This is a genomic window from Streptomyces sp. NPDC006551, from assembly GCF_040611675.1.
Lineage (GTDB): Bacteria > Actinomycetota > Actinomycetes > Streptomycetales > Streptomycetaceae > Streptomyces.
In genome coordinates, this window is sequence record NZ_JBEXOT010000035.1 from 1 (window position 1) to 12,474 (window position 12,474).

Here is a 12,474-nt window from a genome sequence, read left to right on the forward strand (position 1 = left end):
TAAACAAACTCTTTCTTTTCCCCACTCTCACCCCCCCCCCCCCCCCCCGGGGGGGGGGGGGGGGGGGGGGGGGGGGGGGGGCCCCGGCCCCCCCCGCCACCGGTGTCACGCCTTGCGGGAACGGGCGGCCGCGGCCTTCTTCGCCGGGGCGGCCGTCTTCTGGGCCGGCGCCTTGACCGTCGTCTTCTTCGCCGGCGCCTTCTTCACGGCCTTGGACGCGCCGCGCGCCGCCGGAACGGTCGCGTCGCTGATCCGGTCCGCGCCGAGGATCTCGCGGAGGAACTTGCCGGTGTGGCTCGCCGGGACCGACGCGACCTCCTCCGGCGTGCCCTCGGCGATCACCAGACCGCCGCCGCTGCCGCCCTCCGGGCCCATGTCGACGACCCAGTCCGCGGTCTTGATGACATCGAGGTTGTGCTCGATGACGATCACGGAGTTGCCCTTGTCGACCAGATTGGACAGGACCTTGATCAGCTTCGAGATGTCCTCGAAGTGCAGACCCGTCGTCGGCTCGTCCAGGACGTAGACCGTGCGGCCCGTCGAGCGCTTCTGCAGCTCGGAGGCGAGCTTGACGCGCTGCGCCTCACCGCCCGAGAGCGTCGGCGCGGACTGGCCGAGGCGGACGTATCCGAGCCCGACCTCGTTGAGCGTGCGCAGATGACGGGCGATCGTCGGGACGGCCTCGAAGAAGTCCAGGGCCTCCTCGATCGGCATGTCCAGGACCTCGGCGATGGACTTGCCCTTGTAGTGGACCTCCAGGGTCTCCCGGTTGTACCGGGCGCCGTGGCAGACCTCGCACGGGACGTAGACGTCCGGGAGGAAGTTCATCTCGATCTTGATCGTGCCGTCGCCGGAGCAGTTCTCGCAGCGACCGCCCTTGACGTTGAAGGAGAACCGGCCCGGCAGATAGCCGCGGACCTTCGCCTCCATCGTCTCGGCGAAGAGCTTGCGGACGTGGTCGAAGACGCCGGTGTACGTCGCGGGGTTGGAGCGCGGGGTGCGGCCGATCGGCGACTGGTCGACGTGCACGACCTTGTCGACGAGATCGTCGCCGTCCACGCGCGTGTGCCGCCCCGGCACCGACTTGGCGCCGTTCAGCTCGCGCGCCAGGTGGGTGTAGAGGATGTCGTTGACCAGGGTCGACTTGCCGGAGCCGGAGACTCCGGTGACGGCGGTGAGAACGCCCAGCGGGAAGGAGACGTCGATGTCCCGCAGGTTGTTCTCGCGGGCGCCGTGCACCGTGAGGCGGCGCGAGGGGTCCACGGGGCGGCGCATGTCCGGCATCCCGATGGCCCTGCGGCCCGAGAGGTACTGCCCGGTCATCGACTCCTTGTTGGTGAGCAGCTCGGCGAGGGGTCCGGAGTGGACGACCTTGCCGCCGTGCTCACCGGCGCCGGGGCCGATGTCGACGACCCAGTCGGCGACCTTGATGGTGTCCTCGTCGTGCTCGACGACGATGAGCGTGTTGCCCATGTCCCGCAGCCGGACCAGGGTCTCGATCAGCCGGTGGTTGTCGCGCTGGTGCAGCCCGATGGACGGCTCGTCCAGGACGTACAGGACACCGACCAGGCCGGAGCCGATCTGCGTGGCCAGCCGGATGCGCTGGGCCTCGCCGCCGGAGAGCGTGCCGGCCGCGCGGTTGAGGGAGAGGTAGTCGAGGCCGACGTCGACGAGGAACCGCAGCCGCTCGTTGACCTCCTTCAGGACCCGCTCGGCGATCTTCTTGTCGCGGGCGTTCAGCGTGAGGCGGCCGAGGAACTCGGCGCACTCGCTGATCGACATCGAGGAGACCTCGGCGATGGACCGCTCCATGACCGTGACCGCGAGGACGATCGGCTTGAGGCGGGTGCCCTCGCAGGTGGGGCAGGGCACCTCGCGCATGTAGCCCTCGAAGCGCTCACGGCTGGAGTCGCTCTCGGCCTCGCTGTGGCGCCGCTTGACGAAGGAGACGGCGCCCTCGAAGGCCGGGGTGGTGTACGCCCGCTCCCGTCCGTACCGGTTGCGGTAGCGGACCTCGACCTGGGTCTTGTGGCCGTACATCAGGGCCTTCTTGGCGCGCGCGGGCAGCCCGGCGTACGGGATGTCCGTGCGGAAGCCCAGCGCCTGGGCGAGGCCGCCGATGAGCCGGCCGAAGTACTCCTTGGTGTGGCCGTGCGACCAGGGGTGGATGGCGCCCTCGTCGAGGGACCGGTCCTCGTCCGGGACGATCAGCTCGGGGTCGACCTCCATGCGGGTGCCGATGCCGGTGCAGTCCGGGCAGGCGCCGAAGGGCGAGTTGAAGGAGAAGGAGCGCGGCTCCAGCTCCTCGAAGGACAGGTCGTCGTACGGGCAGTACAGGTGCTCCGAGTACATCCGCTCGCGCTCGGGGTCGTCCTCGGCGAGGTCGACGAAGTCGAGCACGACCATGCCGCCGGAGAGCCCGAGCGCGGTCTCGACGGAGTCGGTGAGCCGGCGCTTGGCGCCTTCCTTGACGGTGAGGCGGTCGACGACCACCTCGATCGTGTGCTTCTCCTGCTTCTTCAGCGTCGGCGGCTCGCTCAGCTGCACGGTCACGCCGTCGACCCGCGCCCGGCTGTAGCCCTTGGTCTGGAGGTCGGCGAAGAGGTCGACGAACTCTCCCTTGCGCTCGCGCACGAGCGGGGAGAGGACCTGGAAGCGGCTGCCCTCGGGCAGCTCGAGGACCTTGTCGACGATGGCCTGCGGCGACTGCCGGGAGATCGGCCGACGGCACTCGGGACAGTGCGGCTTGCCGATCCGCGCGAAGAGCAGGCGGAGGTAGTCGTAGACCTCCGTGATGGTGCCGACCGTCGAGCGCGGGTTGCGCGAGGTCGACTTCTGGTCGATGGAGACGGCGGGCGAGAGACCCTCGATGAAGTCGACGTCCGGCTTGTCCATCTGGCCGAGGAACTGCCGGGCGTACGACGAGAGCGACTCGACGTACCGGCGCTGGCCCTCGGCGAAGATCGTGTCGAACGCGAGGGAGGACTTGCCCGACCCGGAGAGCCCGGTGAAGACGATGAGGGAGTCACGCGGGAGGTCGAGCGAGACGTTTTTGAGGTTGTGCTCGCGAGCGCCACGAACGATGAGACGGTCGGCCACGCCGGTCCGCACCTTTCTTGAGAGAGCGGAGGCACAGGAGTGCGGGTCGCAGATATGCCTGGATGCGTCTGGATGTGTCTGAATGTCCAACAACCAAGGATGCCGGATGCTTCCACTGAGCCTATAGCACGCACATTCGATTTTCGGCCTCTCCCTGACCGCTTCACCCGAACGAGTGGCGGCGCTAGGGTCGGCGCCATGATCGACCCTGTGCGTGACCTGGCCTCTGTACGTGAAGCGACCGACCGGCTGCTCGACGCGGCCGCCTCATGGGACAACGCGACGGTGGCCCAGCCGTCACGGCTCCCGGGCTGGAGCCGCGGCCATCTGCTGGCCCACCTCGCCCGCAACGCCGACGCCCTGGTGAACGTTCTCCAGGGCCGGCCCATGTACGCCTCCGCCGAGGCGCGCGACGCCGACATCGAGCGCGACGCCGTCCGGCCCCTCGACGTCCAGCTCGACGACGTCCGGGCGACCGCCGAGCGCTTCGACGCCGTGGGGCGCGAGCCCGCCGACTGGGACCGGATCGTGGAGCTCCGCAACGGTGTCACCGACCGTGCGGCGCGGGTCCCCTTCCGCCGCTGGGTGGAGGTCGCGCTGCACCACGTCGACCTCGGGGTCGGCTACGAGCTGGAGGACCTGCCCGAGGAGTTCGTCCTGCGGGAGATCGACTTCCTGGCGGAGCGGTTCACGGGCCACAAGGACGTGCCCTCGACCGGCATCCGGTCCGAGGGCGGTCAGGTGTGGACGACGGGCGGCGGCGCGGAGGGCGGCCCGGTGACGGTGTCCGGCCCCGCGCCCGAGGTGCTCGGCTGGCTCGCCGGCCGCCGCGACGGCTCCGCCCTGAAGGCCGAGGGCGGCCCGCTTCCGCAGCTCCCGCCGTTGTGACCCCCGCTGTCGGTGCCCGGCGATAGTCTGGGCCCATGACGTACAGCGGAGCGGTGAAGGTCGGCGGACCGGCGGACGTGCACGAGCTGTCGGACCTGATGATCTCCAAGGTCGCGGTCGGCCCGATGGACAACAACGCCTATCTGCTGCGCTGCCGGGCGACCGGCGAGCAGCTGCTGATCGACGCGGCCAACGACACCGAGACGCTGCTGACGCTGATCGGTGACGACGGCATCGCCTCCGTCGTCACCACCCACCAGCACGGCGACCACTGGCAGGCGCTGGCCGAGGTGGTCGCCGCCACCGGCGCCCGGACGTACGCCGGGGCGTACGACGCCGAGGGGATCCCGGTCCCGACCGACGTACGGGTCGAGGACGGCGACACGATCCGGGTCGGCCGGGTCGAGCTGACCGCTCGCCACCTGGTCGGGCACACCCCCGGCTCGATCGCCCTGGTCTACGACGACCCGCACGGCCACCCGCACGTCTTCACCGGCGACTGTCTCTTCCCGGGCGGCGTGGGCAACACCTGGAAGGACCCGGAGGCCTTCGCCAGCCTCCTCCACGACGTGGAGACCAAGCTCTTCGCCGTACTGCCGGACGAGACCTGGGTCTACCCCGGCCACGGCAAGGACACCACCCTCGGCGACGAGCGGCCGCACCTCGCCGAGTGGCGCGAGCGCGGCTGGTAGCGGCCGTCCGGCGCCGCCGGGATGAAGCGCGCGGCATCGCGCCACGCGCTTCCGCACACCCGTAACCCACTCGCACGCCGCGTAGTTGGCGCGGCATGTACGACAGCCACTCCCCACCCCCTCCACGACCGCCGTCCGCCCCGTCCATGGCGCGGCTCGCCGCCGCCTCGCTCGTCGGCACGGCCATCGAGTTCTTCGACTTCTTCGTCTACGGAACGGCCGCCGCGCTCGTCCTCGGCCCGCTCTTCTTCCCGACCTTCTCCCCCGTCGCCGGGACCCTGGCCGCCTTCGGCACCTTCGCGGTGGGCTTCGTCGCCCGACCGCTCGGCTCCGCGCTCTTCGGCCACATCGGCGACCGCTACGGGCGGCGCCCGGTCATGTTCGCGTCGCTCGTGCTGACCGGTTGCGCCACGGTCGCGGTCGGCTGTGTCCCCACGTACGCGACCCTCGGTATCACCGCTCCCGCCCTCCTGCTCGTCCTGCGCTTCCTGCAGGGGCTCGGTCTGGGCGGCGAGTGGGGCGGGGCGGTGCTGCTGACGGCCGAGCACGCGCCGGAGCGGCGGCGCGCGCTGTGGGCGAGCTTTCCGCAGATCGGCCCGCCGGTGGGCTTTCTGCTGGCCAACGGCGTGATGCTGGCGCTCTCCGCCGGGCTGACCGACGCGCAGTTCCGGGAGTGGGGCTGGCGGGTGCCGTTCTGGGCGGCCGGGCTGCTCGCCGCGGGCGGGCTGCTGCTGCGCTCCTCGCTGGCGGAGACCCCTCAGTTCCAGGAGCTGGCAGCGTCGGGCCGGCGGGCGAACGCGCCCCTGGCCGAGGTGGCGCGCGGCCACTGGCGTCTGGTGCTGCTGACCGCGGGTGCGCTCGCGGTCGGGTACGCCGTCTTCTACACCGTCTCCACGTGGGCCCTCGCCTACGGCACCGAGCGGCTCGGGATCGACCGCACCGTGATGCTGGTCTGCGTCATGGGGGCGGTGGCGATCAGCGGTGTCGTGACGCCGTTCGTCGCGCTTCTCGGCGACCGTTACGGCCGCCGGCCGCTGTGCCTGGCGGGCTGCGCCGCCTCCGCGGTCTGGATGTTCCCCATGGTGGGGCTGCTGCACACCGCCCGGCCGGTGCTGATGTTCCTCGGGTTCACGGGCGCCCTGCTGGCGTTCATCACGATGTTCGCGGTGGTCGCCGCGTACCTTCCGGAGCTGTACGAGCCTCGGGTGCGGTGCACGGGCGCGGCGGTCGGCTACAACCTCGCCGGCGTGCTCGGCGGGGCGCTGACGCCGATCGTCGCGACGGCCGTCTCGGCCGGCGGCACGGGGGCGCCGTGGGGCGTGGCGGCCTATCTGACGGTGGTGGCGCTGGTGAGCCTGGCGTGCTTCGCGCTGCTTCCGGAGACGCTTCCGGCAGGGACCGGGACTCCGGAGGGAGCGCGGGTCTAGGGGCCTGTCCGGCGGATCAGGGCATGGGCCGCTGCGGGTCCCGGAACGCGCCGCGGCCGGCGCGGGCGGTGGTGTGCCGCCCGCACCGGCCGTGGTGCGCTGGGTTCGAACGGGGCGGTCAGGCCCCGATGCTGTCCTTCTCGGTCTCGCCGGACTCCACGGACTTCGTGGACTCCGCGGCCTCGCGCTCCGCCTGCTTCTTGGAGGCGATCAGGCTCGTGATCGTCGTGACGATCAGGACGCCGCAGATGACGGCGAGCGAGAACGGGATGGAGATCTCGGGGACGTGCACCCCGGACTCGTGCAGTGCGTGCAGCACCAGTTTCACGCCGATGAAGCCGAGGATCACCGACAGGCCGTAACTGAGGTGGACCAGCTTCTTCAGCAGGCCGCCGATCAGGAAGTACAGCTGCCGCAGACCCATCAGGGCGAAGGCGTTGGCGGTGAAGACGATGTACGGGTCCTGGGTCAGGCCGAAGATCGCCGGGATCGAGTCGAGGGCGAAGAGCACGTCCGTGGTGCCGATGGCGAGCATCACGACCATCAGCGGGGTCAGCACCCGCTTGCCGTTCACCTTCAGGAAGAGCTTCGTGCCGTGGTACTTGTCGGCGACGCCGAACTTCTTCTCGATGGACTTGAGGAGACGGTTCTCCTCGAACTCGTCCTCCTCGTCGTCGGAGCGTGCCTCCTGGATGAGCTTCCAGGCGGTGTAGATCAGGAACGCGCCGAAGATGTAGAACACCCAGGAAAAGCTGGCGATGATCGCGGCGCCGGCGGCGATGAAGATCGCGCGCAGGACGAGGGCGATCAGCACACCGATGAGCAGCACGCGCTGCTGGAGGTGCGAGGGCACCGAGAACTTCGCCATGATCAGGACGAAGACGAAGAGGTTGTCGACACTGAGCGACTTCTCGGTGATGAAGCCGGCGAAGAACTCGCCGGACGCCTGGCTGTTGCCGAAGAACAGCAGTCCCAGGCCGAAGAGCACGGCGAGGACGATCCAGACGACCGTCCAGGTTCCGGCTTCCTTGATCGACACGTCGTGGGGCTTGCGCCCGATGAAGAAGTCGATAGCGATGAGTGCGGTCAGACCGAGAATGGTCAGCACCCACAGGGTCATTGAAACGTCCACTGCGCCTCCGGCGTCGTACGGCTACTGATCAGCGTCGTCGCTGCCGGAGGTCTCTTCCACCCGAGTCCCTGGGGGACGACCGGGCCGACGCCCCGGGATCAGACCGCTCACGGTCTGTCCGTATTGACGGGAACGCCGCACATGGGGAGTACTCCCCTCCGCACCGAGAAGATTACCCGAAGAACCAAGAAAAGGTAAAGCGCAGGGTAAAGAAGACTCAAACAGGGAGGTCAGCGGCCCCACTGGCGGCGGGCGTCGGCGACCTGCGTCAGGACATGGCGGAGCACCTGGCTCCCGGGCGGGAGCTGGGGCGGCTCGTACGTCCAGGCATGGCCGACCCAGGGGTCGGCGAGGTGGTCGTCGGCCACGGGGGTGAGCCGCAGCAGCGAACGCCACAACGGGTCGAGCACCGGGCCGTAGGCTGAGGCGTCCTCGCGGTCGGCGACCATCAGCAGATGGACGCCGACCGCCGGGCCCTCGTCCGCGAGATAGCGGAGCCGGGTGACCGCCCGGTCGTCGAAGCCGTGCGGGAAGTCGTGGACGATCAGCAGCTGCTCGGCGGTGTCCATGCCGGGCGGGAGCGCGTCGGCGGCATCGGCCCTGAGCGCCATCTGGAGCAGGTCGACCCGCTCGGTGAGCCGCGCGAGTACGGCGCTGACCCCGGCGGGTCCGGCGGCCGGCGGTCCGGCGAGGACGCCCGCCTCGACGAGCGGCGCGAGGGAAGCGGCACCGGAGCCCGCCGGGTCGACGACATGGACGGCGAACTCGCCGGAGGGGTACACGGCGAGCAGCCGGGCGGCGTGGGCGACGGCGGCGTCCATGGCGAGGCGGCGCAGCTCGGCCCCGTCGAGGAGGCCCGCGGCCTCCGAGCGGCCGCGCCCGCTGTCCACCCACAGTCCCCGCTCCAGCGGGAGCCTGACCAGCATGGGGATGCGCAGGTCGGTGCGCTCGGGCAGATGCAGGTCGCCGAGGCGGACGGCCAGCGGGACCTCCATCGGAACGCGGTAGGCGTGCCAGACGGGGTTGTCCCAGCGGGCGAAGGCGGCGGGCAGCGCCGGTTCGACGACCTCGGACTCGGCGGCCAGCTGGGCGAGGTCCCGGTCCAGAGCCTCCTGGGCGCGGGCGGTGAGCTCGTCGTGCTTGGCGCGGGCCGCCTCGCGCGCGGCGTCCCCGGCGCCGCCGATCCGGCTCCGCGGATCGGACAGGGCGCGGTCGAGCTCCTGGTCCAGGCGGGACTCGGCGAAGTCGCAGGCACTGCGGTAGGCGGCGGTGGCGCGGGCCAGGTCCTCGAACATGCCCCACACCTGGTTGTAGAGCCGCTCGTCCATGGACCAGCCGGCGGCGTCCCCGGCGACGGGAACGGGCGGAGCGGGCCGGGCCTCGGGGGCGGCGGCAGGCCGGCGCGGGTGGGCGTAACTGATGGGACCGCCCGGGCCGGACGCGGCGGAGGCGGTGGAGGCGGTGGAGGCGGTGGTCGCACCGGACGGGCCGGGCGGGCCCGGCGAGGGGGCCGTAGGGGGCGTCGCCGGCAGGGTCGGGGCCGCCTCCGAGGCCGTCACCGGCGACGACTGGCGCACCCGCTCGGCGTCGGGGAGTCGCGGGGGCGGAGCGGAGACGGAGCGAGCCAAGCCCCGGGCCACGGCGTCCAGGATGGAGGCGGCGAGCTCGGCGGGCCGCTCCGCGCCGTGGTCGCCGAGCATGGCCGCGAGACCGCCTTCGTACCCCTGGCCCATGGCGCGGACCTTCCAGGCGCCCTGGCGGCGGTACAGCTCGAGGGCGACGACGGCGGACTCCCGGTCGAGGCCGGTGATCGTGTAGCTGGCGATCTCGGTGCCGTCGAGGCCGGTGACGGCGACGAAGGGTGCCGCGACGGCGCCGAAGCGGGCCGGGCCGCCGCCGACGACGGGCAGGGCGAGCAGAACGGAGACCCGGTGCACGGAGGCCGGGACGGCTCCGAGGTCGACGGCGAGCCGATGGTCGGCCGCCGCCTGCTGCGAGACCTCGACCCCCGGCAGCGAGGGCGAGCCGGGATGGGCGATCCCGTCGACGGCGGCCACCCTTCCCTGTTCGTCACCGAGAGTGGCTCCGACGACGACCGGATGGCCGGCCGACACCCGGATCTCCAGTCGGGTGTGGGGCAGGGGGTGGTTCTGCCCCCGGACCAGCTCGGCCGTCATCGACTCTGTCCCCTCGGAAGTGTGCGTCGCACATGTGGCTCGGAAGCGTTCATCGGTGCGGATCATGTGGGACAGCTCCCGGCGGCCTGCTGCCTCCGGGAGCTGTGGGTACGCCTGCGGTGCCGCTTACAGATGCGGCAGGATCGCGGGCATGAGGTCCTGGAACGTACGGCCGTTGGCCGGGTTGCCCAGGGCCGTCATCTGCCAGCCGGAACCGGCGCGGTGCACCTTCGCCATGATCTGCGCGGTGTACTGGCCACCGCCGTCCAGGGTGTAGCGGGCGAGCTCCTGGCCGTTGGTCTCGTCGACGATCCGGCAGAAGGCGTTCTGCACCTCCTGGAACGTCTGGCCGGTGAAGGAGTTCACCGTGAAGACGATCTGGTCGATGTGGACGGGGACGCGCTCGAGGTCGACCAGGATCGACTCGTCGTCGCCGCCCTGACCGGCGCCGCCGACCAGGTTGTCTCCGGTGTGGCGGACCGAGCCGTCGTCGCTGACCAGATGACGGAAGAAGACCACGTCCACCGGCTGCTTGTCGGCGAAGAGCACCGCGGAGGCGTCCAGGTCGACCTCTCGGGTGCGCGAGCCGAACAGTCCGCGGCGCGGCGCCGCCTGCCAGCCGAGCCCCATCCGTACCGAGGCAAGGGACCCTCCACCCTGCTTCTCCAGGCTGATGGCCTGTCCCTTGGTCATGTTGACCGTCACGCGCTGTCCCCTCTCGTCGCTGTCCCCGCGGCCGTCCTGCTGTGCGTGCGGTTGACCAGCACCCTACGCAGGGGCACTGACAGCGCAGCAGACGCGGTCCGGTTTTGTGTCGGTCTTGCAACACACCGGATCGCGTCCGGCCCCGCGTGCCGTCAGGCGAGTCCCGCCTCCTTCATCTGGCGCAACTCCTTCTTCAGCTCTCCCACTTCGTCCCGGAGCCGGGCGGCCACCTCGAACTGCAGCTCCGCCGCCGCGGCGCGCATCCGGTCGGTCATCTCCTCGATGATCGCGGCCAGTTCGGTGGCCGGCCGGTCGCCGAGCTGAACCGTGGAACCCGCCGCGCCCGCCTTGCCGGCCTTGCCCTTGGACTTGCCCGGGGTGCCGTGGGCGGCCAGGGAGGGTACGGGGGCCTTGGCCCCCTTGCCGTCCTTGCCCTGGCGGTAGCCGGTGCCGAGCAGCTGCTCCGTGTCGATCTCCTCGCGCGCGATGGTGGCGACGATGTCGTTGATCTTCTTGCGGAGCGGCTGCGGGTCGATGCCGTTGGCCGTGTTGTAGGCGATCTGCTTCTCGCGGCGCCGGTTGGTCTCGTCGATGGCCTTCTCCATCGCCGGCGTGATCCTGTCCGCGTACATGTGGACCTGGCCCGAGACGTTGCGCGCCGCGCGGCCGATGGTCTGGATCAGCGAGGTGCCGGAGCGCAGGAAGCCCTGCTTGTCGGCGTCGAGGATGGCGACGAGCGACACCTCGGGCAGGTCGAGGCCCTCACGGAGCAGGTTGATGCCGACCAGGACGTCGTACTCGCCGGACCGCAGTTCGCGCAGCAGCTCGATACGGCGCAGGGTGTCGACGTCGCTGTGCAGATAGCGGACCTGGATGCCGAGTTCGAGGAAGTAGTCGGTGAGGTCCTCGGCCATCTTCTTGGTGAGGGTGGTGACGAGCACGCGCTCGTCCCTCTCCGTGCGCAGCCGGATCTCGTGGACCAGGTCGTCGATCTGACCCTCGGTGGGCTTGACCACGACCTGGGGGTCCACCAGGCCGGTGGGGCGGATGATCTGCTCGACGAAGCCGTCCGAGCGGGACAGCTCGTACGTGCCGGGGGTGGCGGAGAGATAGACCGTCTGGCCGATCCGCTGCTGGAACTCCTCCCACTTCAGCGGGCGGTTGTCGAGCGCGGAGGGCAGCCGGAACCCGTGGTCGACGAGGGTCCGCTTGCGGGAGGCGTCGCCTTCGTACATCGCGCCGATCTGCGGGACGGTGACGTGCGACTCGTCGATGACGAGCAGGAAGTCCTCGGGGAAGTAGTCGAGGAGCGTGTTGGGCGCGGAGCCGGGCTCGCGGTCGTCGAAGTGCATCGAGTAGTTCTCGATGCCGGAGCAGGAGCCGATCTGGCGCATCATCTCGATGTCGTACGTGGTGCGCATGCGCAGGCGCTGGGACTCCAGCATCTTGCCCTGCTTGTCGAGTTCGGCGAGGCGGCTCTCGAGCTCGCGCTCGATGCCGTTGATCGCCTTCTCCATGCGCTCGGGGCCGGCCACATAGTGGCTGGCGGGGAAGACGTACAGCTCGCGGTCCTCGCTGATGATCTCGCCGGTGAGCGGGTGGAGCGTGGAGAGCGCCTCGATCTCGTCGCCGAACATCTCGATGCGGACGGCGAGCTCCTCATAGACCGGGAAGATCTCGATGGTGTCGCCGCGGACCCGGAAGGTGCCCCGGGTGAACGCGAGGTCGTTGCGGGTGTACTGGATGTCGACGAAGCGGCGCAGCAGCTGGTCGCGGTCGATCTCCTCGCCGACCTTGAGGGGGACCATGCGGTCCACGTACTCCTGGGGCGTTCCGAGGCCGTAGATGCAGGAGACGGAGGCGACCACGACGACGTCGCGGCGGGTGAGCAGCGAGTTCGTCGCGGAGTGGCGCAGCCGCTCGACCTCCTCGTTGATCGAGGAGTCCTTCTCGATGTAGGTGTCCGACTGCGGGACGTACGCCTCGGGCTGGTAGTAGTCGTAGTACGAGACGAAGTACTCGACGGCGTTGTTCGGCAGAAGCTCGCGGAACTCGTTCGCCAGCTGGGCGGCGAGGGTCTTGTTGGGCGCCATCACGAGCGTGGGGCGCTGCAGCTTCTCGATCATCCACGCGGTGGTCGCCGACTTTCCGGTGCCGGTGGCACCGAGCAGGACGACGTCCTTCTCGCCGGCGCGGACGCGCCGCTCGAGGTCGGCGATGGCCGTGGGCTGGTCGCCGCTGGGCTGGTAGGGGCTGACGACCTCGAAGGGCGCCACCGTACGTTCGATCTGGGAAACGGGCCGCATGCAACCACCGTACGACCCCCCACTGACAGTCGGGTGGTGAACGGTCCG

8 protein-coding genes are annotated in these 12,474 nt (G+C 70.5%); 3 read left to right on the top strand and 5 right to left on the bottom strand.

Features of this window, described 5'->3' with window-relative positions:
- Positions 1–105: 105 nt before the first annotated feature.
- The gene (gene uvrA, locus ABZY12_RS25680; RefSeq protein WP_356894215.1) at positions 106–3,099 is read right to left on the bottom strand and encodes an excinuclease ABC subunit UvrA; all 2,994 of its coding nucleotides are present in this window, start codon (positions 3,097–3,099) and stop codon (positions 106–108) included.
- A 198-nt stretch (positions 3,100–3,297) separates the two neighbouring features.
- Between uvrA and ABZY12_RS25685 the strand changes: the two genes are divergently transcribed.
- From ABZY12_RS25685 to ABZY12_RS25695, 3 genes are all read left to right on the top strand, one after another.
- Positions 3,298–3,987: a maleylpyruvate isomerase family mycothiol-dependent enzyme gene (locus tag ABZY12_RS25685; RefSeq protein ID WP_356894217.1), complete on the top strand. Its 690-nt coding sequence runs from the start codon at positions 3,298–3,300 to the stop codon at positions 3,985–3,987.
- A 35-nt stretch (positions 3,988–4,022) separates the two neighbouring features.
- Positions 4,023–4,679, top strand: coding sequence for an MBL fold metallo-hydrolase (locus ABZY12_RS25690; protein WP_356894219.1), 657 nt, complete (start codon positions 4,023–4,025; stop codon positions 4,677–4,679).
- 146 nt (positions 4,680–4,825) lie between these two features.
- On the top strand, positions 4,826–6,106 hold the full coding sequence (locus ABZY12_RS25695; RefSeq protein ID WP_356894331.1) for an MFS transporter: 1,281 nt from the start codon (positions 4,826–4,828) through the stop codon (positions 6,104–6,106).
- A gap of 118 nt (positions 6,107–6,224) precedes the next feature.
- On the opposite strand, the gene ABZY12_RS25700 is transcribed toward ABZY12_RS25695, so the two are convergent.
- The 4 genes from ABZY12_RS25700 to uvrB form a co-directional block, all read right to left on the bottom strand.
- Positions 6,225–7,238, bottom strand: a complete 1,014-nt coding sequence (locus ABZY12_RS25700; RefSeq protein WP_356894221.1) for a TerC/Alx family metal homeostasis membrane protein — start codon at positions 7,236–7,238, stop codon at positions 6,225–6,227.
- Positions 7,239–7,468: 230 nt separating this feature from the next.
- Positions 7,469–9,415, bottom strand: coding sequence for a TerD family protein (locus ABZY12_RS25705; RefSeq protein WP_356894223.1), 1,947 nt, complete (start codon positions 9,413–9,415; stop codon positions 7,469–7,471).
- 126 nt (positions 9,416–9,541) lie between these two features.
- Positions 9,542–10,120 carry a TerD family protein gene (locus ABZY12_RS25710; protein ID WP_356894225.1) on the bottom strand — a complete coding sequence of 193 codons (579 nt, stop codon included), beginning with the start codon at positions 10,118–10,120 and terminating at the stop codon, positions 9,542–9,544.
- Positions 10,121–10,272: 152 nt separating this feature from the next.
- Positions 10,273–12,426, bottom strand: coding sequence for an excinuclease ABC subunit UvrB (uvrB, locus tag ABZY12_RS25715; RefSeq protein ID WP_356894227.1), 2,154 nt, complete (start codon positions 12,424–12,426; stop codon positions 10,273–10,275).
- Positions 12,427–12,474 lie beyond the last annotated feature (48 nt).